This is a genomic window from Micromonospora sp. NPDC006766 (genome assembly GCF_040636055.1).
Taxonomy (GTDB): Bacteria; Actinomycetota; Actinomycetes; order Mycobacteriales; family Micromonosporaceae; genus Micromonospora.
In genome coordinates this window covers 40,724-60,783 of the sequence record NZ_JBEYIX010000021.1, presented here as the reverse complement: position 1 = coordinate 60,783, position 20,060 = coordinate 40,724, and the positions used below count along the sequence as shown (strand labels likewise).

The window sequence follows — 20,060 nt, the reverse complement described above, 5'->3', positions numbered from 1 at the left end:
CCGTGATGGCCACCCCGGCGGTTGCCGCTGACCACGCGTTCCTGCGCATCCCGATCGACGCCATCGAGCCCGGCCCGAACGTTCGCGGCGAGGTCGGTGACGTCGCCGAACTCGCCGCGAACCTGCGCGCGGTCGGGCAACTGATGCCGGTCCTGGTGGAGCCCCTGCCCGACGGCCGCTACCAGCTGCTCGACGGGCACCGCCGCCACGCCGCAGCCAGCATGGCCGGCATCGGCCACCTCATGGCGGTGGTCCGGCACGCCGACGACAACGCGGTCCGCCGTACCGTCCGGCAGTTGAGCATCCAGGCGCACGCGCAGCCGTTCGACCCGATGGCCGAGGCCCGCGCCCTGCACAAGCTGATGTTCGAGCAGAACCTGACCCGCGAGGCCATCTCGCGGATGGTCGGTAAGAGCACCGGCTGGGTGCGTGACCGGATCAGCCTGGTGCACCTCGAACCCGGTGAGCAGCGGGACGTCCAGGCCGGCAGCATGTCCGTGTCGGAGGCGCTGTTCCGGCTGTCGAACCGGCGGGCGATGCGGGAAGGCCGCCAGCCCACCCAGCAGCGCCGGCAAGCGACACGCAGCACCGCGGCGCCCGGGCGGCCCGCTGCGCAGATGCCGATGGCCGGGCGGCGCGGGCAGATCATCGCGCTGCTCGCCGACGGTGCGAGCGCCGAGGGGATCAGCACCGCGCTCGGCATCTCCCTGTCGACCGCGAAGACGCACATACAGTCGCTGTACCAGCACCTCGGTGCCCGCAACGCCGCCCACGCCGTCCACCTGGCCTACGAGAAGGGCCTGCTGCGGTCGCCTGGCTGCGTCCGCTGCGCACCGGACGAGGTGACCGCCCGATGAAGGCCCGCCTCGGCCTGGACATGAGCGAGGACGATCTACTCAAGGTCATCCTCAGTCTCTGCCAGACGATGCACCTACGCACAGCGCACTTCCGGCCGGCACGCACGGAGAAGGGCTGGCGCACCCCGGTACAGGGCGACGGGAAGGGCTGGCTCGATCTGGTCATCGTCGGCAGCGAGGTGTTGTACCGCGAAACGAAGAGCACGAACGGCAGGGTCGAGCCGGACCAGCAGGTGTGGATGGACGCCCTCGCCGCAGCCGGGCAGAACGTGGGCGTGTGGCGGCCGATCGACCTGCTGAACGGCACGATCGGCCGCGAACTGAACGCCATCCGGCGCCGGCCACGCGTACCGCGCCAGGGTAGCCCCACGGGTTAACCCTTGATACAGTGAAGGGTGTGCGGGTGAGCGACCCGCCGGGACGGAGACCCTCGTGTCCAGTAAGAGCAGCAGGCCCATCCGGCGACGTCGCAGCGAAGAGCTCACCCCCGAACACCAGGCCCTGCTCGATACGGTCGAGACGCTGCTTGGCGAGTGGTCCGGGCCCGGGCCGGTGCGGCCTCACGGCGTCGCCCACCAGGACCCAGCCACCAAGATGCTGACCTGGCACCTGCGTGGTCTGCCCGAGCAGCTCGACCACATCGTCGGCGCGCTGCGGGCCGCCGAGCCGGCCGAGGTGCGGCTCGCCCACGTCCTGGCCGACATTGCCGCCGTCGACCCGTCCCGGCACGGCCACACCGGCCCGGATACCCCGGAGATCACCGCCCGGTACGCCCACCGCAACGCCCTGATCTGGGCGGCGGTCGGCCTGGCCCACAAGGTGGGCGTACCGGCGGGGGTCGGCTACGACCCGACGGACCCGCACCCGGTCGTCGTCTACATCGAACTGCCCGGCGGCGGGCAGGTGTCGTGGCACCTGCCCGCCCACCCGGCCGCCTGGGACGGCCACACCACCGCCGAGAAGTACGAGCGGGTGAAAGCGTTCGCCGAGCTGATCGGCGTGCGCCCGGCCGCCGAAGGACGTTAACCACCGCTACAGCACACGGTGCGGGTGAGCGACCCGCCGGAATGATCGGAGACCCCCCTTGGCCACAAAGCGTAGGAAGGCTCGGCGCGTCGCCGAGCACAGGCCCGCCACCCGCCGCCGTCGTTTTGCCCATGACGACCTCGTCGCCGTTGACCTCTTCAGCGGCTTCGGTGGGCTGACGCGGGGCATCGAGATGGCCGGATTCACCACGATCATGGCGGCGAACCACAACAGCTACAAAGTGCAGGTTCACGAGGCCAACCATCCGCACGCGGAGCACTGGATCGCCGACCTGGTCGACCCCGACTCCTCCGACTACCACTCCGCCCGTGACCTGCCCAAGGCTGATCTGCTGGTGGCCGGAGTGTCCTGCGTGAACCACTCCCAGGCCAACACCCAGAAGGCGTACGAGCAGCGCCTCAGCCTGTTTGACCTCGATGACCCGGAGTTCGAGGCGCGGGTGACCCGCAGCGAGCGGGATCGGGCGACCGCGAACTGCGTGCTGCACTACGCCGCCGAGCACCACCCGCGCATGATCCTTGTCGAGTGCACCACCGAGCTGACGTCGTGGGGGCCGGCCATCCCCGGCAAGCCGAAGATCGGCGACGGGTCGACCTACCGGTGGTGGCTCAAACGGTTCGACAACCTGGGCTACCGGCACAAGGTGCTGTACCTGAACTCCATGTTCTTCGGGGTGCCGCAGTCGCGGAACCGGTACTACTGCGTGTTCTGGGACAAGAGCATCCCCGCCCCGGACTTGGAGCACCGGCCGGCGTCGTGGTGTGGCCGGTGCTCCGAGATCGTCCCGGCGGTGTGGACGTGGAAGACCGGCATCCCGCTCACCGGGTCGGTGAACTACGGCAAGCAGTACAACTACCGGTGCCCGCGCTGCCGCTCCGAGGTCATCCCGCCGATGACCCCTTCGATCAACGCACTCGACCTCAGCGACCTGGGGCCCCGGATCGGCGACCGCCCCAACCCGCTCGCCCCGGCGACGATGGCCCGCGCCGAGCGCTGCCGGCAGCGGTTCCCGGAGTTCCCCGCGGTCCTCATGCCCGCCAAAGCGGCGCGCGGCACGGAGCGACACCCGTGGCAGCCGATGGTCACCCAGACCAGCCAGCAGGAAACCGCGTTGCTCTCCACCGGCGCGATCAGGCAACCCTCCGCGCTGACGGGTCACGTGTTCGCCGCGCACCGACACAACGGCGACGGCCAGCACATCAGCCGGCCCATGGACACGGTCACGTCGACCCATGAGAAGGCCGTGCTGCTCGCCGCCGTCGACAACTATCAGGGCGCCCCCCGCAGCGTCGGAGAGCCCCTGCCGACGCAGGGCGGGTCGGAAACCATGGGCCTGCTCACGGCGGGGATCACGGCGAACAGGGAGAACGCGACCAGCCGCAGCCTGAACGAGCCCATGGCAACGGTCGTCGGTAACGCCGGGTCAGGCGGCATCGGTGTCCTGTCCACCGGGATCCTGCCGTTCCGCCGGAACACGGTGCCGACCGTCCACGCCGAGCCGATGCCGACGGTGACCTCCGACCAGACCCCGGGCCTGCTCACCGCCGCCGGGTATATCAAGAACAACGGCTCGATCAACGAAGCGCCGTACCGGGCGCACCCGGTCAGTGACCCGCTCGGCACGGTCGTCGCGACCGGAGCCAGCCAGGGGCTGCTGTTTTCCGGCTGGCACGAGCAGCCGGCCGCCGGACCGGAGCATGCTCCCGACTGGTGGCTTGAAGCGCTCTCTGCTCTGCCCCTTGAGAAGTGCCACTTCCGGATGCTCGGCAAGCACGAGGTCGGCCGGGGCTGTGGGTTCGACGTCGACTTTCCCGACTACAAGGGCAGCTTCGTCGTGTGGGGTTCCGCCCGCGACCAGATCGACGGGTTCGGTAACGCTGTTTCGCCGCAGGTCGGCGAGTGGATCGGTCGGCGGCTGCGGGCCGCGCTGCACGGCGAGGCTGCGGCGGTCTGATGGCCACCCCGCGCGAGGCGGCCGGCCGGGGGGTGTGGCTCGGCGCGAGCCACGTCCTCGGCCGGCCCGTGCCGTTCGAGGAGAACCCGCACGTCTGCGGTAACTCGCTGACGGGCACGATGACGGGCCGGTCGGTGCGGTTGACGTGGCGGGACTGCGCGGCGTGCGCGGTCAAGCAAGCGACCCCGGACCGGTCGGAGCCGCAGCCGTGACCGCCCCGGACCCGGCGTGCCCCGCAGGGGTGCACGGTGACCTGTACGCGTACCGGCGGCACGGCTGCCGCTGCCCCGAGGCACGCCGCGCCCGGAGTTTGGACGCCGCCCGCTACCGGCGCGCTCGCGGTGCCCAGCCGGCGCCGGAGACGGTCCGCGCCGGCCGGTACGCGGCGATGCTGCGGCAGCTGCTGAAGGGGCACACGTACGACGACCTGGCGGACCGGCTGGGCTGGGCGAAGAGCCGCTTGTCCGCGATCCTGCACGCGGAGCGGATCCAGGGGCCGACCGCGGAGCGGATCGAGGAGCTGCACTCCCTACTCGTGCTCGGTCGGCCGTTGGCGCGTAGGCGGTGGGCGCCGTTCGACCCGGAGGTGGTGGAGCGGGCCGCCGCCGGCATGGTGCCGTGGTCGGACCTGAACGCCGAGCACCGCCAGGCAGTGGCTGCGAAGCTGCGCGGTGAGGGCCTGCGGTTGGAGGAGGCGGCCGCGCGGCTAAGGGTGTCGGAGCAGGTGGTCAAGAGGTGGTCGGCGCGGGACCGCGCCTCACAAGTGGCTTAATCTGTGCTACACTTTGGGGTGTGCGGGTGAGCGACCCGACAGATAGGAGACCCCACGTGAGCAGCAACATCATCGACGCGATCGACCAGGCCATCGCCGACACGACGGTGAGCCTCGACGCCATGCGCAGCGTCCCGGGCGACGCCGACGGCATCCGGGTAGTCGTGATCCCCGCCGACGAGGACGAGCCGATCACCCTGCGGTACCTGGCCCGGGACGAGAACGGGTCAACGCTGCGGGCGATGCAGGCGACGGTGGGCGGCTACGTGGACGTCGTGCGGACGGCCGAGGGCGTGGACGTGTGGATCAACGACGAGGGCCTGCTGATGGGTCTGCCGTTCAACGAGCGGGCCACGGCGTTCGTGCACGCGGTGAAGTGGGCGCTGGCCACCTGCGAGTGGTCGGGCGCGGTGAGCCTCAGCCTGCGGGACGCGATGGAGGAGGCGTTGGTGGCGCAGCGGTACACCCGACTGGTCGGGCCGGCGATCATCTCGGGCTGCAACGACGAGGGCGAGACCGTCTCGGTGCCGGACGTGGCGGTGGAGTTCCTTCAGAAGATGGGCCTGATGTAGCAGGCCGGGCCGGGTGCTGGGGCTGCCCTCACGTAGGGCGGCCCCAGCTTCCCATGGCCACTAATGTCTGCTACACTTTGGGGTGTAGGCGGGTGAGCGACCCGCCCCAACCGAGGGAGACCCCGATGATCACTGAGGCCATGTTCGTCCGGACCGCCGAGATCCTCGAAGCCGGCCTGGCCGACGCCGTCGCGCAGGGCTGGGGCCGCGAGGCCCGCGCGGTGCTCGCCCCCGTCCGCGCCAGCCTCACCCACACCGCTGACGAGGCCCGCGCCACCATCACCGACCAGATGCGCGTCGTCGCCGCCGACCCGATCGCCGCCCGGGGCCTCTACATCGAGGAGATCCTCCAGCGGGCGATGGACGCGCTCACCACCGACGCCGACCGGGAGGCACACGCCCGGTGGGAGGCCGCACTGCTGGCCGACATGCGGTCCTTCCTCTACCCGCCGACCACCCCGGCCGTCGAGCCGGACCCGGCGGCGGTGCTGGTGGGCGCGCTGTTCTGACAGCCAGACGAGGGGCGGCACCGCCGGGTGCCGCCCCTCGTCTGTGTCCGGTATTGCCCACACGGGTTAATGCCGGCTACATTGAAGGGTGTGAGTGGGTGAGCGACCCGCTCCAAACGACTGGAGACCCCAGATGGACGCCATCGACACCGCCACGCGCGACGCGAAGCAGCTGCTCACCGAGATCGACGGACCGCCGCGGATGCGCCCGAAGGCCCCACGGCCGGCCAGCTCGGTGCCGGAGATCACCGTCGTCTCCGGGACGCGGCGCCCGTGCCCGCACTGCCAGCCGGGCAGCCGCCGCCACCGACACTGACACGACGTTAACCTCTGTTACGGTAAGGGGTGGCAGGTCGCCTGGCCGCCCCGCGAACCCCCTGGAGACCCCATGAACACGACCGAACCCGTCGACACGTACCGAAACCGTCTGGCCGAAGCGGCGGAACGCGCCGGCCCGGACCGGCCGACCGCCGGGAAAATCCTCGCCGGTGAGCTACGCGCCGCGCACCGCCGCGCCCTGGCCGAGCGGAACCGGTGGGGCGCCGCCCTGCACTTCCACCACGGCTGGACGTGGACGCAGCTGTGCACCGAGATTCACGGACGCCCAAACAAGGTCGCCCAGGTGCGGGAGGCCGTCGAGGGTGTGACACCGCCGCGCCGGGTGTCGAAGGCCCGCGCCGAGGAGACGTTCAAGGCCGCGCAGGGCGACGTGAAGGAGCTGTGGGCGCTCTACAAGCAGGCCAGCGCCCTAGCCGCCGAGGAGGCGACCGGCGCCGACGTCGCGGACACCGACGTGGTGCTGGACCTGCCGGATGCGTCGATCGCCCGGCTGGAGGCAGCTGCCGAGCAGCTGAGGACCGTCAGCGACGAACACGCGGACGCGATGGAGGCCCGCAACCGGGCCGCCGCGGCGCTGACCGTTCACGCGGGCTGGTCGAACCGGCAGGCCGCAACGCTGGCCGGCGCGGCCGTGCGGGACGTCTACCCACACCAGGCCGGGGCGCAGAAGGCGGAGGCCGACCCGGAGCTGGTCGCCGACCGAGCCGGCGAGGTGCGGCGCCTAGCCGCGCGGCGCACGGCGCTGACGCGGGCGCGGGACGAGGCGATCCGGGAGCTGTCGGCGGGGGGCATGGGGCCGGCTGATCTGGCGCGGCTGGCGCGGATCACCGACGAGCGGGTGGTGCAGATCCGCGACGCCAGCTGACCTGCGGAAACAGCGTCGGGGGTCGGCCTCGTGTCCGGCCCCCGACCTACATCCCGGGGCGAAATTCTGCTACACTTTGGGGTGTGCGGGTGAGCGACCCGCCGAAGTAAGGAGACCCCATGCACCTCCCTGACGTCCTCCTCATCACCGGCAGCGACCACCGCCGGGAGGAGTTCCGCGTCTACGCCGACCACACCGGCGCGTCCGTCCACATGACCGCCGACACCACGGCGGCCACCGACCTGTGGAAGGCCGCGCCGCTGGTCGTCATCGCCCCCGACATGGCAGCGACCGTCATCACCTCCACCCTGCCCGACAACGAGCACTGCGGGGACGTGGTGCTGCTGACCGCTTCCACCCTGCCGCTGGCCCTCCAGGCCGGCATCGCGGCCGGCGCGGGCTACGTCGTGCACGAGGGAATCGGCGCACCGTGGCTACTCACGATGATGCGCAAGGCCGCCGTGCGGGGCACCGAGGCCCGCCGCGCGTTGGACGAGGCACGCAACACCGACCGCTGACCATTCCACGCCGGGGGCGGGAGAGCGACCCGCCCCCGGCGCGACCAGGGGAGACCCCAGTGCAAGACGGCACCACCATCCAGCTGACCGCCCGCCGGTCGATCACCTTCACCACCATCCCCGACCAGTACGGCCGCTGCGTCTACCAGGTCCAGGGCATCGGCGCGTTCACCATCGAACCGGACGCCCACGGTCGCCTGTACGACGAGCGGGACTACGTGCACGTCACCTTCGGCCGGGTCGAGGGAGAGCACCGTTGGATCCGCACCGACCAGCTACCCGACCGGCCGGTGGTGTGCCGCGTCGAGCTGGAAGGCGCGAGCACCTTCAACCCTGCCGCCACCAACCCCGCCAGCCCGTACGGCTGGCTGTCCGTGCGTCGCTCCGGCGGCGGCAGCGCACCCACGGGCACCAGCCGCCGCGCCGGGGAGATCGTGCACGCCCTCGTCCGGCACTGGCTCGCCCGTGACGACCACGACGAACTGGTCGGCTACCACCGCTGGCACCTCGCCCCCGAGCGGATGCGCGGCCATGGCGTCCGCATTGACCGGCTCAACCAGCAACTCAGCCAGGTGCTCACCGTTCTCGCCAAGGAGCACGCCGGGTACGCCGAGCAGGCCGCGATCCGCGACCGGCAGCCCCTCGACCGAGGGTGGACGCCCGACCCGTCAACCAGGGAAGGGCAGACCATCCTGCGGCTCTACGAGCAGCTCGCCATGGTGAAGAGCGAGCACCGGGGCCTACCCGGCGCGGAGGTCGTGCCGCTGCTGGAGAAGTGGCTGACCACCATGAACCTGACCCTGCCCGACCGCTGACCGCGCCGCCGGGCCGACCTGAACGTCGGCCCGGCGGCGTACCCTCACCGAGAGCGATAGAAGGAGACCCCCGTGGCAGAGAAAACCAAGCCCTTCTGGCTTGACTGGGACTACGACCGGCGCAACGCCGACACCGGCACCAAGTCCCGCTACGGCAACTACCTGTACCAGCACGACAAGTCGTTCCGCGACATCTGGACCGACGACCCGAGCGTGGAGTTCGCCCGCATCGCCTGGCGGGTCGCCACCGGTCCCATCATGTCCCCGCCGCTGGTGCGCAGCCACCCCCGCATCATGGACGTGAGCCTGACCCGCAGCGACTGGAACGGCGAGATGACCGCCGACGTGCGGCTCGTCTCCCACCGCCCGCAGCCGCTCGGCAACGCCAAGACCGCCGACGGCGCCTACTACCGCGACTACCGGCTCAACGCCTGGGACGAGTACGAGGGGATCGGCGAGGACGACCTGACCCGCAGCTCGTACCTCCTCACCGAGGTCCGGCTGCTCTGGCAGCTCCCCGCCGGCAAGCTCCCCACGATCACGGAGGTGCCGACCGGCAGCGACGCCATCTTCCGCCAGGCCGTCGAGTGCCTGGACGTGCTGGTCTGGGCGCTCAACCGCGAGGTCGCCCCGGTGATCGAGCAGCTGGAGGCGTCCTGATGAACCGCATCGACCCCGCGACCGCAGCCGCCGAGCTGCACGCCCTCGCCGACGCGATCGCCGCCGGCACGGCGCCGCTGCCCGCGATGCGCCGCGACGAGGTGGACGGCTACCGAATGCGGATCGTGCCCCGCATCATCCACGACGTGCTCTGCACGTGGCGGATCGCCACCCCGCAAGAAACCGACCCCGTGGTGCTCGGTTGCGCCGGCTGCGGCCTCTGCTACCCGCCGGCCAGCGTCGACCCGACCGGCATGACGACCGGGATGCCGGTGGACCCCGCCATGCATGATCTGGTGAAGGAGATCAAGGCCACGCACGCCCAGCTCGCAAAAGCGGCGCGGAGGGAGGCCTGATGGACCAGAGCGAGGTGCGGCGGCTCCGGGACGAGATGCTGCGGCGCGCACGCCTGGCCGCCCAGCGGTACAACGTCGACCAGACGAGCGTGCAGCACTACGTCACGGCAATGGGCCAGCGCTGGAATATCGGCCAGGCCGCCTACATCGCCGGCAGCGCTCACCGCGTCCTGCTCGACCTGGCCGAGGCTCACGCCGAATGCGTCACGCCCGCCTGCCGGGAGTGCAGCCTGCTCGGTGAAGCGGTCGCGCAGATCATCGCCATGGACCAGGCTGACGTGGACGAGCAGTTCGCGGCCCTGGCCCAGGAAGCCCGTAGGCCCGGGTGGACGAGGTGGCCACGGCCACGACGCAAGGACGACCCGCGGTGACGGTCGACGGGATCGGCTTCGCCATCGCAGTCATGGGCGTCGCCCCGGGCATCCTGCTCACCGGCGCGGTCGTGAACCTGCGCCGGCGCGGCCGGGTGACCCGGGCGGCGGTGGGCATGGTGCTGGCCATCACCGCGGTGTCGACGGCCGGCGCGGTCGCCCACCTGGTCCTGCGTACGCCGCCGGTGTGGCTGCCGTGGGTCACGGCCGTGGTGTCGCTGGCGATCGGGTACGGCTTCCTCGCCCGCCAGCTCGTCCGGCACCGTGGGGCCCTCTGGCCGACGCGAGGGGGCGGCCGTGAGCGGGCAGCCGGGTGACGGGTGTGACGACCCTCGCGCTGTCCACCCTCACTGGTGCGGGTTCTGCGGGGCGGAGCTGCTCTTCAACGCCATCCAGTGTCGCCAGCTGGTGATCGTGCCGCCCTGCTCGCGCTGTGGTGAGAAGCAGTGGCGCAACGAGGTTGACGAACTGACGGCACCAGACCACCGGGAGAGGACGTGACGACCCCCAGCGGTAAGGCCGCCCAGGCGTGGGCCGGGCTAAACGAACGCCAGCAGGCGTATCTGAAGGCGATCTACAACGCTGACCAGGACCGGGAGAAGGAGATCGCCGGGAAACGTCTCGCCCGGATCGAGGTGCCACCGGCGGCGGAGTGGCGGAAGCTGTGGTTCTCCCTGAAGCTGCCCCGCAAACTGTTCGGGTACACCACCATCCAGGACGTACTGCGGGCTGCCGGCGAGCATGACTCCGGTGCCGGAGCGACGCTCGCGGCCCTGCGACGGCGCGGCCTGGTGAAGACCGAGCACGGGTGGGCGGACCTGGGCATCATGACGGTGGAATGCGTGTACGTCACGCTGACCACCGCTGGCCGAGCAGCTGCTCGCGCCGGTCTCCCGGCCGAGGCCGGGCCGGTGAAGAAGCCGGCCGGGTTGCTCGCCGAGTGGCTGTGGGAGTCCCTCGCGAAGCTGTACCGGGCCGGCGAGGACGGCATGACCCGCGGCCTGCAACCCCGGGGCACGCCGATGTCGGAGCGCACCCCGACCTGGACAGCGTTGCAGAAGCTCCGCGACGACCAGCGCGACGGCGAGTACATCGAGGAGTTCCAGCCGCAGGGGAGCCGCGACTGGTGGGTGCGGATCACGCCGGTCGGACGCAGGCACTACGAACTGCACCACGCCTGTTACCAGCAGCTCTATCCGGACATCAAGGCGGTCGCCCCGGAGCCGGTCAACGGCGCGCACACTGGCCTGGCGGACCACTCGCCGTCCCGTCGGCCGAAGCATCTGGTGCGGGAGCCGGACTGGCGGATCCTGGTCGAACTGACCGAGCTGGAGACGACAGGCCGGTGCCCGCTGCGTAGGTGGATGATCTACGAGTACGACAGCTCCAACCGGGTAGAGGCGGAGAAATACCGCGTTGAGGTGCCCGACGAGGTCAGGGCGATCCCGTCGGGGATGACAATGCCGCACGTCAAGAAGGTTGCCCGGTCGACGGCCGTCGTGGACCGGCTGAAGGCGTACCCGGGCGGCGGCTTGGTCGAGGTGCTCGATATCCGGATGCCGCTTCCTTACCGTGCCCCGGTCTGCGCCCAGCTCGTGTGTCTCACCGACGCTGGACGGGCGCACGTCGCCACGCACCGCGGCGAGTACCTGCGGCTGTACGCGGACGTGCAGGCTCCCGAAACACCATCCACCACCCCGAGCGACGGACCGCCCTGGTGACCACCGCCTCGGCGGGCAGCGGTGGTCGGCCGCTGGCACGATAGATCCATGCCAGAGCCGATCCCGAGGTACGCCGGCCCAGCGATGCAGATGCGCGAGTCAGCGTTCGAGCTGGCCGACTGCCTTCGAGGTGACGTTCAGGTCGACCACCCCGACGTGCTGCTCGCGCTGATCCGCGCCACGGCGATCGCCGTCGGCAACAGCGTCTCGGAACTGGCGGACGCCGCTGATGCGGCTGGCCAGGGCCCGGCAGCGGCGGCGCTGCGGCGGGCCCTGTCCAGCCAACTGGAGTCGGCGCAGGCGTTGGCGGAGGCGGTGCAGGCCCTGACGTCGCCTCGGGTGCTGCGGGGCTAGGTGGTGAGGGCGTCGGCCGCGGTCCGGCTGAGGGACCAGCGGGGCGTGGTGAACAGGACGTAGATCCGGGTGAAGCCGTACGGCCAGCGGGCGACCGCCCCGTATTGCATGAGGTGCATCAGGGTGCGGGAGGCGTCGGTGTGGCCGATCTCCAGCGGGATGTTCTCCCATGCGTCGGCGTCCCGAGCTGGGCGGTCCGGCTCGGCGTCGTCCAGCACTGTGAGCCCTTCCGGGATGGTGAGCATCGCGTCGCCGTCGAAGCCGTTGCCGTCGACCAGCTCCGCCGTGATGCCGTCAGGCAGGTTGGCGAGCTTGGCCTGGTTGCCGGTGCGGTCGGCGTCCCGGCCCGGCGTTGCCTCGACCTCGAAGTACGCCAGCTCGTACCGGCCGGTGCGGCCGTAGTGGAGCAGCTGCGACAGTGCCTCCACTTGGCCGGGCGTCCAGCCGCGGAAGGGCTGGCCGAGGATGTCCCGCAGCGTTGCGTTGTCCGGGTTCTGGAGCCAGGCGGTGGTGTGGTCGAAGATGCGGCGGCCGGCGGGGGTGGCGAGCAGCTCGATGGCGGCCTGGTCGGCGACGCGGGCGTGGGAGGTGGTCATAGTGTCTCCGCTCGTCAGAGTCCGACGCCGGTGAGGGCGTTCGAGGTGACCCGGTCAACGTCTTCGATGTAGCCGGCGAGAGTGGGGGAGCCGTCTTTCCAGCCGCCGTGGCGGCCGATGCGGATCTGGTCGTGGCCGGCGCGGCGGGCCTCGGTGGCGAAGCCGCGCCGCAGGGAGTGGCCGGAGAACGCGGATGCGGCGTCGATGCCGGCGGCGAGGGCGGTCCGCTGCACGATGATGGCCACCGTCTGGCCGCTGATCCGGCCGTCGGCCGCGCCGCGGCCGTGTGGTGCGCGGCCGAGCTGGCCGTGCTTGTCGATCCGCCGGAACAGTGCACCGCTGGTGACGCCGTGCTCGGCGAGGGCGGCGAGCCACGCCCGGACGGTCCGGACGGGGCACGTCTCGGCGTTCGTGCCGTACGGGACGTGGACCTTGCGACCCGCCGCCTCCTGGTCGGTCTTCGACCGGCGGATCGTCACCTCCAACCCGTCGTCGGTGAACTCGAGGTCGGCGATGTTGAGGCCGGCGATCTCGGAGCGGCGGGCGCCGAGCGCGAACCCGAGGACCAGGACGGCGCGGTCGCGGATGCCGGCGAGCTTCGTGGTGTCGAGGGTGTCCACCATGGCCCGCAGCGTGGTGACGACCAGCGGCTTGGCCCGGCGCACTGTTCGGCCGGCGTCGGCCGAGTCCCGGCGGTAGGTGCGCAGCACGTCCCGGGCCGCCTCGGTGGCGAGCCGACCGGCCCCTGCAGAACGGTGCGCGACCGCGACGGCGGCCAGGGCGCGGTCGATGGTGGCGGGGGCCTTGCCCTCGTCGGCGAGGTGGTTGACGTACTCGGTGGCCACCGCGTGCAGCTGCCCGTACCGGTGGAGGAGCGCGGCGAACGCGTCGGCGTTGAGGGCGTCGTTGATCGGGCCCCGGTCGGTGGGGGTGAGGTCAGCGGGGATCATGCCCCGGGCACCGGCCCAGGCGAGGAAGCGGCGGAGGTCGCCTCGGTACGCGCGGAGGGTGGAGTCGGCCTTGGCGCGGCGAAGCCGGTCCAGCGCGGACGAGGACAGGACGAAGGGGGCCGGCCGGTCGGGGGAAGCCGGCGCGGTGGGTACGAGGTCGGTCACAGCTGACTGTCCTCCTCCTGAAGGCGATAGGTGCAGGCGTGGCACAGGTCCAGCCAGCGGGGTCCGAGCTTCGTTTCGGCCACAAAGGCACACTCGGCACGCTGCCCGCAGCCCAGGCAGGTCTGCACCTCGTCAAGCCGGCGGTGGTCCATGTGCGCGCCGCCAACGAGCGCCGCCTCGGGCGCCGGCGGCAGCAGGGTCGGCTCGGCCCTGATCAGGGCGAGGAGGCCGATCATTGGTCCCATCAGCTCTCCTCGGCGTACGGGGTGAGGCCGAGCTCGGCGGCGGCCTGGTCGACGGCGACAGCGAACGACTCCGGGGGAGCCGGGTACAGATGCCGGCCGGTGGTGTTGCGCAGGGTGACGAAGACGCGCAGCGCGGGAGGCAGGTAACGGACAAGCCAGGCGAGTTCGTCGCGGCGCTTCTCGATGTTGGCGTACTGCCGGCGGAACTCCTTCTCTACGTCGTGGAACCGGCGGGCGTTGGCGTCCCGCTCGCCTTCTGCGGCTGCCACTCGCTCCGCAGCGTCCCGCTCGACCTCGGCGATACGCGGGGCGGCGATCTCCTGGGCGCGCTGCTCGATGTACGCAGCGAGGTTGGCGGTGGTGTCCCGCAGCGCGTTCGCGAGGCTGAGCTGCGGGGGGCCGGCTGGTGCCGGCGGGGCGTCGCCCGAAAGATCATTGATCTTGACGGCGGAGATCCGGGCGCGTCCGTGTTCGTCGGTGCCGACCCGGCTGACGAGGAGCACGGTGTCGTCGGGGAGCGCGCCGGCCGGCGCGATCTCGATGGGGAGTCCGAAGGGGTTGTTGGGGGTGTCCGGGTCGCTCACCCGGGGCCGATTCTCATTCACGAGAAGTAAGGTTATCGTGAATGAGCGCGCTAGGGCGACGCGACACGCACGACACGCCGGACGGGTTCGGCGCGCCCCCCACGCCTCCCGCTACTTGCCGGGCTTGTTCCAGGTGCCGAGGGCGTCACGGTGGCGCAGCTGGCAGAACCCCCACGCCCGGTCGCTGCTCATGTGCTTGGACGCCTCCAGATGACAGGCCGTGAGGTCCCCCGGCTGTCCCCACACCCATTTGCCGTCGCCTCCCCTGTTGAACCAGGCGATGAGGTGGCGGGCCCGCCAGCGGCCGGCGAGGTTGCTGCGGCTCCGCTGGCGGCGGTCGTCTTTGGCTTCGCGGCCGTCCCAGGGGGCGACAGCGTAGCGGGTGGTGGGGAGCGCGTCGTTCACATAGCGGACGGTAGATGGCGTGGTGGTTAGGGTCTGTCTGGGCAACGTGAAAAGCCTGGCTAGTTCTGCTACAGTTAGGGGTGTGCGGGTGAGCGACCCGCGCAGGATGGAGACCCTCGTGACGCCCATCAAGGTGCTCGGCAGGCTCGCGAACAGGTCGCGTAGCCCGTACCTCGCCGAATCGGTCGACGGGCTGTGGGGCTACCGCTGGGATGAGACCCCCGGCACGCCGTGGTGCGTGGAGTACCGGCCGACCGGCCAGTTGCTGTTCTTCGCCTCGCTGCGGGCCGCGCGGATCGCCACCGCGGCCGGCGACGCCATGCAGCAGTTGGTGTTCGACTGCGAGGCCGTGCTGCGCAGTCGAACCAGCACCACCGCCGAGCAGACCCGGGCGCAGCAGCGCCTGACGGTGTACCGGGAGGTGATGGCGCAGCACGGCGCGGCTGAGGCCGCATAGCTCTACCCGACGGCCGGGTGAGCGACCTGGCCGCAACGATCGGAGACCCTGTGACACCTGAGCAACTGGAGCAGTTGGCCCGCCGGCTGCGCACGTTCACGGCCGGCGCGTTCGTCGTGCTGGCCAAGTCGGAGAGCATCAAGCCGACCCGGCAGCTGGTGTACCTGACCGTGCACCAGCACGCCGACCTGATGCTGCGCCACCCCGACGGCTACCGATACACCACCGCCGGGGACGTCGCCGCGCTGATCGTCCTGGACCGGTCCACCGTGAGTGGGCACCTCGCCGCGCTGTCCCGCACTGGTGTGATTGCCCGCGTCGACACGAACGGCCGGGAGGTCGGCTACCGGCCGCTGCCGGAGATGGCGGCGTGGGTCGGATGAACGCCGATGCCTCCGCGCGTGCTGTTTACTGCGCACCGCTCGCGGGCCACCCCGGCGCCTACCGGGTTCGTCCCGCCGACGCCGAGCCGTTCGGCCAACAGGAGGCGGTGATCTGCCGGGCCGGGGACGGGTGGGACGTCATGTGGGGACTCACCGCCTACGGCCTGTTCCAGCACCACGCGACCATGCCCGGCTGGTCGGACATCGACACGGCAGCTCAGGCCGCAGTCGAGGTGGTGACGGCCGCCGCCGGCTGACCGACAGGGGTGGAGGGGTTGACTCAAGACGGGTCAACCCCTCCACCCCTGTTCGGGGACGTAAGGCCTGGCGGTCGGCACGATCTTCGGCATGTCCACGACGGGGAACGCCGCTGCCGCGCGCCCCGTCGTGCTCCTCCCCCGGGTGTCGATGTGGCCGACGTCGCCGGCGCCGCCCAGGTAGCCGCCGGCCGCCGGGCCGTGCGGTCGTCGGTGGCCGCCAGGATGTTGTCCGACCTGATGGCCGCCCCGGTGCCGGCCCGGCGGCGGGTGCTGGGTGCGCTGGACCGGGACGACCTGGTGGCGCTGCTGGCGGCGTCCACTGCGGAGTTGGGCACCCCGTACGCGGTGTGGCAGGGCGACCCGGTGGGATTCGCGGTTCAGGTGCTGGGTGAGGCGTTGTGGTCGGGGCAGCGGAAGATCCTCCGATCCATGGTGAAAAACCAGGTTACGGCCGTTCCGTCCTGTTTTGGGAGCGGGAAGACACGCTCGATGGCGCTCGCTGCCACGTACTTCGGGGCGGTGTACCCGCCCGGCACCGCCGTGGTGGTGACGATCGCGCCGCGGTGGCGTCAGGTGGCCCGGCAGATTTGGCCGGAGATCCGTGGCGTCGTCACGCGGGCGGATCTGTTCGGGACCGTGGATAAGACGCAGTGGAAGATCCCCACGCTCGCCGGGATCGACTACGCCGCGGCGTACGGCATCGCGGCGGCGCCGACCGCTGAGGACGCGGTGCAGGGTATCCACGCCCCGAACCTGCTGTTGGTGGTGGACGAGGCCGGGGGTATCTCGCAGACGATCGGCCAGAACATGCGGGGTCTGCTGACCGGTAGCAACGCGGCGATGGTGGCGATCGGGAACCCGCCCACGGACGACGAGGGCAGCTGGTTCGAGCGGCTGTGCGCGGCCGACGACCGGACGAACGTGATCCCCCTGGACGCGTACGGAACCCCGAACTTCACGGGCGAGGTAACTGCGCAGTGCCGGTCGTGCCCGCCGGCGGTGCCACCGCACAAGCTGGCAAAGCACCTGGTGGACGAGCAGTGGGTCGCCAACGCGATCGCCGACCACGGCGACGACTCCCGGTTCGTCATCGCGAAGGTGCGGGCGCAGTTCCCGCGTGGTGGCCCGAACACGCTGATCCCCTGGTCGTGGGTGGACGCCGCGGTGCGCGCCGACGAACCCGAAGGCTCCGAGTACGTGCGGCTGTGCGACCTGGGCCTGCCTGCGGAGGCGGCCCAGCACCGGGTGCAGCGCGGCGCGTGGGTGCGGCTGGGCGTGGACGTCGCGGCTGACGGTGGTGATGAGCTGGCCATCACCCGCTGCGTCGGTGACCTGATCACGATCGAGAAGACCAGCGCCGGGCAGGCGAACACCGACTCGGTGGCGGTGGCGGGCATGGTGCTCGAGGAAATCCGCCGAGCCGAGCAACTGGCCCGCGCGCTCGGCACCACGGCGCGGGTGCGGGTGAAGGTGGACATCATTGGTGTCGGGTGGGGTGTGTACGGGCTGCTGGACGCGTGGGGGCGGGAGGGCCGCCACCAGGCGGAGATCGTGGCGGTCGACGTGCGGGAGTCCCCGAACCGGGACGCGGACACGGCGACGCTGCGGCCGGCGCGGAAGCGGGACGAGATGTGGCTGGCGATGCGCGGACTGCTGGCGTCATCGGCCGGCGACGGCGAGCCGGTACTGCGGCTGCGGGTGGACGACCGAACCGTGTCGCAGTTGTCCGCGCCCCGCTACGCCACCGATTCGCAGGGCATGACGGTGGTCGAGTCGAAGGACAAGATGCGCGGCCGGGGGGTACGCAGCCCGGACCGGGCGGAGGCGTGCTGCCTGGCCGTGTACGAGCCGCTCGTTCACCGGGCGCGGGTTATCGCCTGACGGATATGCGGCCGGCGAGGCTCACTGGCGGGTCCGGTTGATGCCGAGCGCGCCGAGTTGCTCGTCCACCCACGACTGCGCCGGGGTTGTCTGCTCCACGACGACCTGTACGACCCGTGACCTTATGGCTTGGGACACGCGTGCGAGCCAGCGCGCCTCGCCGGCCATGTCCGCGGCGCCGCCCTCGACCTCGCCCGTGTTGGTGGGACGGCGTCCGGCCTGCTTGTCCCGGAGGGCGCAGGCCACCGTGGCGGCTTCGACCGTGGCGTCGAGGGTGTCGCCGGACAGGTCGGCCTGCTGCGCATGCCTGCGGGCGCGGTTCATCACGCCGGCGTCGATCCACGGCCGCATCTCCAGGTAGCCGTCCCTTATATCGATCACCATCCGGTTGACGGGGTAGTCGTCCCGCGCGGTGAGGCCGCTGATGATCGCCTGGGCGGTGTTGCGTGGTCCCTCGTCACCGCGAGGGCTGGGGAACACGTCGCGGATCGCGGACCAGAGCGGGCGGAGGCGGGCGGTGAGGATGGCTCGCCGGGAGCGGGTGGTAGCGGCGCCGATGCCTGGTACCACGGCTGCGGCGGCGACGAACAGCAGGCACAGGTACTGGCCGGTCCGCACGAGCAGGTCGAATGCGGGCTGCGGCAGCGGGTGGCCGAGCAGGGTGGCGACGGTGTTGATGACGTGGGTGAACGGGTAGAGCAGGCCGATCCCGGCGCCGATGGCGAACAGGCGCAGGGACATCTGGATTCGGGGGCGGTCATGGATGCGGTGGGCGTAGTGCCAGGAGGAGCGGCGCAGGTCGTACAGCATCCAACCGATCGCGAGGTTGAACAGGGCCACGTAGACGGCGATTTGCGGGATGTTGGCGTACCGGTCTTGCCACTCGCCGCGTTCCTGCTCGGTGGGGGTGGTCAGGAACAGCCCGATCATCGCTGTCGCGATGACGGTGGAGGTGATGATCTGGCGGCGGGTGGCGCGGCGGGCCTGGTCGGCGGGGTACGCCCAGTAGGCCACCATGCTTTGGGCGGCGCAGGCGGCGGCGACTCCGCCGACGATGTGGCCGATCAGCCGGGCGACGTTTGGTATGCCGGTCCAGGCGGTGAGCTGGTCGTACAGCTCCCAGGTGAAGGCGTTCACGCCAGTAAGGATCAGCGCGGCTGCCATCCACGCCCGTCCGGGGTTGCGGGTTGCGGGTCTAGTGGCCAGCCCATAGCAGATGTAGCAGCCGACGGCGAGCACGAACAGGAGGATGATCCGCAGCAAGGTGGTCTCCGGGGTCGAGCGCGGTCAGGACTCGGTCTACGGCGGGGTCGAAGGACACGACGGTGGAGCGGCCGGCGCGGAGCAGGATCTCGGTGGCGAACGCCTCGGCCTGTTGTTCGTGCCAGTCGTTGTGGGGCGCCGGCCCGTCGGCGGGGCGGCCGGGGTGGTCGCAGAGGATGTGCCCGACCTCGTGCAGGATGATGTGCTCGCTGTGGGCGGGGCTGGTGTGCCGCTCGTAGGCGATGTAGTCGGCCTGGGCGGTGGGCATCCACAGCCCGCACACCCCGCCTTTGGTGTCGGTGGGCAAGAGGTAGATCGGGCGGTCCCGTGACCGGCCGATCGCCTCCACGTAGCTGGCGACGTCCCACGGCTTGGGCGGGGCGTACAGGGCTACGAGGGGTGCGATCTCTCGTCGCAGTTGTGCGATGGACATGGAGGGTGGGCCTCCGGTGGGAATCGGGATTGCCGGGAATCGCTGGCCCAACGGTGCCGCACCGCCCTGGGAGCTGCAAGGACTGTCCGGGGTGGAGGCAGATCTCCGTACCGGCGTCGCCTGCCGTCGGGCTGTTCGGGCGGTGCGCGCGTCCGAACGCTGGTCAGTCGTCTCCGCTTTCTCGGCGGCGGATGGTCTCTAGGACGTCGAGGATCATCTGTTGGCTTTCGGGTGATACGCCTGCAGCGCGGGTGGCGATGTGCCGGACGCCGGCGTCGGCCATCGCGGCGCGCAATTCGGCATCTGGCTCCTCGGCCGCGCCGAAGAAGTAGCCGGGGGTGACGCCGAAGAATTCGGCGAGGGCGTGGATTGTTTCCCACGTCGGGTTCGCTGTCTGCCCGGTGCGTAGGTTCCAGACGGCGGTCTTGGATAGGCCGATCGCGGCGGCGATTTCGGCGTCACTGTATCGACGCCGTGACACGGGGTTGGGGTAGCTGGATAGCAGGTGCTCGAATCGTGCCGCGAAGGAATGCCGCAGTGGGGGGGTCGACATTCATCCGATCTTGCTGGCGCGGTCTACGCTCGTCAAGTCAAGTGAACGGTGTGGTGTTGCGGTCGTTCAGTCCAGTTGACGGGAGTCGGGGTGATCACCGTATGCTCTGGCATCGCAGCTACCTGCAACATAGATCAACATATCCTGGCAATCGATAGGGGCCACTCCGAACGGT

Annotated in this window: 30 protein-coding genes; 22 read left to right on the top strand and 8 right to left on the bottom strand. The window is 70.9% G+C overall.

From position 1 onward, the window contains the following. The first annotated feature begins 5 nt into the window (after positions 1 to 5). The 18 genes from ABZ671_RS18775 to ABZ671_RS18690 all read left to right on the top strand — a co-directional run bounded on the left by ABZ671_RS18775 (position 6) and on the right by ABZ671_RS18690 (position 11,710). Positions 6 to 857, top strand: a complete 852-nt coding sequence (locus tag ABZ671_RS18775) for a ParB/RepB/Spo0J family partition protein (protein WP_357859376.1) — start codon at positions 6 to 8, stop codon at positions 855 to 857. After that, the gene (locus ABZ671_RS18770) at positions 854 to 1,234 is read left to right on the top strand and encodes a hypothetical protein (protein WP_357859245.1); all 381 of its coding nucleotides are present in this window, start codon (positions 854 to 856) and stop codon (positions 1,232 to 1,234) included. Before ABZ671_RS18775 ends, ABZ671_RS18770 begins: the two co-directional genes overlap by 4 nt. A gap of 55 nt (positions 1,235 to 1,289) precedes the next feature. Continuing rightward, positions 1,290 to 1,883, top strand: a complete 594-nt coding sequence (locus ABZ671_RS18765; RefSeq protein WP_357859242.1) for a hypothetical protein — start codon at positions 1,290 to 1,292, stop codon at positions 1,881 to 1,883. 58 nt (positions 1,884 to 1,941) lie between these two features. Next, a complete protein-coding gene (locus ABZ671_RS18760) occupies positions 1,942 to 3,858 on the top strand; it encodes a DNA cytosine methyltransferase (protein ID WP_357859239.1) in 1,917 nt (638 codons plus the stop codon). Further along, positions 3,858 to 4,070: a hypothetical protein gene (locus tag ABZ671_RS18755; protein ID WP_357859236.1), complete on the top strand. Its 213-nt coding sequence runs from the start codon at positions 3,858 to 3,860 to the stop codon at positions 4,068 to 4,070. Before ABZ671_RS18760 ends, ABZ671_RS18755 begins: the two co-directional genes overlap by 1 nt. Then, complete coding sequence (locus ABZ671_RS18750) at positions 4,067 to 4,630, top strand: helix-turn-helix transcriptional regulator (RefSeq protein ID WP_357859233.1); 564 nt, start codon at positions 4,067 to 4,069, stop codon at positions 4,628 to 4,630. The genes ABZ671_RS18755 and ABZ671_RS18750 overlap by 4 nt, the downstream gene beginning before the upstream one ends. A 56-nt stretch (positions 4,631 to 4,686) precedes the next feature. Beyond that, positions 4,687 to 5,202, top strand: a complete 516-nt coding sequence (locus ABZ671_RS18745; RefSeq protein ID WP_357859230.1) for a DUF3846 domain-containing protein — start codon at positions 4,687 to 4,689, stop codon at positions 5,200 to 5,202. Positions 5,203 to 5,327: 125 nt separating this feature from the next. Further along, a complete protein-coding gene (locus tag ABZ671_RS18740; protein WP_357859227.1) occupies positions 5,328 to 5,711 on the top strand; it encodes a hypothetical protein in 384 nt (127 codons plus the stop codon). A 133-nt stretch (positions 5,712 to 5,844) separates the two neighbouring features. Beyond that, positions 5,845 to 6,027, top strand: a complete 183-nt coding sequence (locus ABZ671_RS18735) for a hypothetical protein (RefSeq protein WP_357859225.1) — start codon at positions 5,845 to 5,847, stop codon at positions 6,025 to 6,027. Positions 6,028 to 6,099: 72 nt separating this feature from the next. Next, on the top strand, positions 6,100 to 6,915 hold the full coding sequence (locus tag ABZ671_RS18730; RefSeq protein WP_357859222.1) for a hypothetical protein: 816 nt from the start codon (positions 6,100 to 6,102) through the stop codon (positions 6,913 to 6,915). A 119-nt stretch (positions 6,916 to 7,034) separates the two neighbouring features. Then, a complete protein-coding gene (locus tag ABZ671_RS18725; protein ID WP_357859219.1) occupies positions 7,035 to 7,433 on the top strand; it encodes a hypothetical protein in 399 nt (132 codons plus the stop codon). 59 nt (positions 7,434 to 7,492) lie between these two features. Then, positions 7,493 to 8,248, top strand: coding sequence for a hypothetical protein (locus tag ABZ671_RS18720; protein WP_357859216.1), 756 nt, complete (start codon positions 7,493 to 7,495; stop codon positions 8,246 to 8,248). A 72-nt stretch (positions 8,249 to 8,320) separates the two neighbouring features. Continuing rightward, on the top strand, positions 8,321 to 8,908 hold the full coding sequence (locus ABZ671_RS18715) for a hypothetical protein (RefSeq protein WP_357859213.1): 588 nt from the start codon (positions 8,321 to 8,323) through the stop codon (positions 8,906 to 8,908). Next, entirely contained in the window at positions 8,908 to 9,264 is a 357-nt protein-coding gene (locus ABZ671_RS18710) for a hypothetical protein (RefSeq protein ID WP_357859210.1), read from the top strand. The genes ABZ671_RS18715 and ABZ671_RS18710 overlap by 1 nt, the downstream gene beginning before the upstream one ends. Next, positions 9,264 to 9,635 carry a hypothetical protein gene (locus tag ABZ671_RS18705; RefSeq protein WP_357859207.1) on the top strand — a complete coding sequence of 124 codons (372 nt, stop codon included), beginning with the start codon at positions 9,264 to 9,266 and terminating at the stop codon, positions 9,633 to 9,635. Before ABZ671_RS18710 ends, ABZ671_RS18705 begins: the two co-directional genes overlap by 1 nt. Then, entirely contained in the window at positions 9,632 to 9,952 is a 321-nt protein-coding gene (locus ABZ671_RS18700; RefSeq protein ID WP_357859204.1) for a hypothetical protein, read from the top strand. Before ABZ671_RS18705 ends, ABZ671_RS18700 begins: the two co-directional genes overlap by 4 nt. A gap of 180 nt (positions 9,953 to 10,132) precedes the next feature. Then, a complete protein-coding gene (locus tag ABZ671_RS18695; RefSeq protein ID WP_357859201.1) occupies positions 10,133 to 11,356 on the top strand; it encodes a hypothetical protein in 1,224 nt (407 codons plus the stop codon). 48 nt (positions 11,357 to 11,404) lie between these two features. After that, positions 11,405 to 11,710, top strand: a complete 306-nt coding sequence (locus tag ABZ671_RS18690) for a hypothetical protein (protein ID WP_357859198.1) — start codon at positions 11,405 to 11,407, stop codon at positions 11,708 to 11,710. Here the strand turns inward: ABZ671_RS18690 and ABZ671_RS18685 are convergent. The 5 genes from ABZ671_RS18685 to ABZ671_RS18665 all read right to left on the bottom strand — a co-directional run bounded on the left by ABZ671_RS18685 (position 11,707) and on the right by ABZ671_RS18665 (position 14,655). After that, entirely contained in the window at positions 11,707 to 12,306 is a 600-nt protein-coding gene (locus ABZ671_RS18685) for a hypothetical protein (RefSeq protein ID WP_357859195.1), read from the bottom strand. The genes ABZ671_RS18690 and ABZ671_RS18685 overlap by 4 nt on opposite strands. A 14-nt stretch (positions 12,307 to 12,320) precedes the next feature. Continuing rightward, complete coding sequence (locus ABZ671_RS18680; protein WP_357859192.1) at positions 12,321 to 13,421, bottom strand: site-specific integrase; 1,101 nt, start codon at positions 13,419 to 13,421, stop codon at positions 12,321 to 12,323. Beyond that, a complete protein-coding gene (locus tag ABZ671_RS18675) occupies positions 13,418 to 13,666 on the bottom strand; it encodes a hypothetical protein (protein ID WP_357859189.1) in 249 nt (82 codons plus the stop codon). Before ABZ671_RS18675 ends, ABZ671_RS18680 begins: the two co-directional genes overlap by 4 nt. Then, positions 13,666 to 14,271, bottom strand: a complete 606-nt coding sequence (locus ABZ671_RS18670) for a hypothetical protein (RefSeq protein ID WP_357859186.1) — start codon at positions 14,269 to 14,271, stop codon at positions 13,666 to 13,668. The genes ABZ671_RS18675 and ABZ671_RS18670 overlap by 1 nt, the downstream gene beginning before the upstream one ends. 90 nt (positions 14,272 to 14,361) lie before the next feature. Beyond that, positions 14,362 to 14,655 carry a hypothetical protein gene (locus tag ABZ671_RS18665; RefSeq protein WP_357859183.1) on the bottom strand — a complete coding sequence of 98 codons (294 nt, stop codon included), beginning with the start codon at positions 14,653 to 14,655 and terminating at the stop codon, positions 14,362 to 14,364. A gap of 118 nt (positions 14,656 to 14,773) precedes the next feature. On the opposite strand from ABZ671_RS18665, the gene ABZ671_RS18660 reads away from it, so the two are divergent. The 4 genes from ABZ671_RS18660 to ABZ671_RS18645 all read left to right on the top strand — a co-directional run bounded on the left by ABZ671_RS18660 (position 14,774) and on the right by ABZ671_RS18645 (position 17,636). Further along, complete coding sequence (locus ABZ671_RS18660; protein WP_357859180.1) at positions 14,774 to 15,112, top strand: hypothetical protein; 339 nt, start codon at positions 14,774 to 14,776, stop codon at positions 15,110 to 15,112. 50 nt (positions 15,113 to 15,162) lie between these two features. Then, positions 15,163 to 15,495, top strand: a complete 333-nt coding sequence (locus ABZ671_RS18655) for a hypothetical protein (protein WP_357859177.1) — start codon at positions 15,163 to 15,165, stop codon at positions 15,493 to 15,495. Beyond that, positions 15,492 to 15,752, top strand: coding sequence for a hypothetical protein (locus tag ABZ671_RS18650; protein WP_357859174.1), 261 nt, complete (start codon positions 15,492 to 15,494; stop codon positions 15,750 to 15,752). Before ABZ671_RS18655 ends, ABZ671_RS18650 begins: the two co-directional genes overlap by 4 nt. 153 nt (positions 15,753 to 15,905) lie before the next feature. Beyond that, complete coding sequence (locus ABZ671_RS18645) at positions 15,906 to 17,636, top strand: hypothetical protein (RefSeq protein ID WP_357859170.1); 1,731 nt, start codon at positions 15,906 to 15,908, stop codon at positions 17,634 to 17,636. Between the two features lie 21 nt (positions 17,637 to 17,657). Here ABZ671_RS18645 and ABZ671_RS18640 read toward each other — a convergent pair whose 3' ends face one another. The 3 genes from ABZ671_RS18640 to ABZ671_RS18630 form a co-directional block, all read right to left on the bottom strand. Next, entirely contained in the window at positions 17,658 to 18,899 is a 1,242-nt protein-coding gene (locus ABZ671_RS18640; protein WP_357859167.1) for an MAB_1171c family putative transporter, read from the bottom strand. Next, a complete protein-coding gene (locus ABZ671_RS18635; protein WP_357859163.1) occupies positions 18,832 to 19,332 on the bottom strand; it encodes an ImmA/IrrE family metallo-endopeptidase in 501 nt (166 codons plus the stop codon). The genes ABZ671_RS18640 and ABZ671_RS18635 overlap by 68 nt, the downstream gene beginning before the upstream one ends. A 163-nt stretch (positions 19,333 to 19,495) precedes the next feature. Continuing rightward, positions 19,496 to 19,885, bottom strand: a complete 390-nt coding sequence (locus tag ABZ671_RS18630) for a helix-turn-helix domain-containing protein (RefSeq protein WP_357859160.1) — start codon at positions 19,883 to 19,885, stop codon at positions 19,496 to 19,498. Positions 19,886 to 20,060 lie beyond the last annotated feature (175 nt).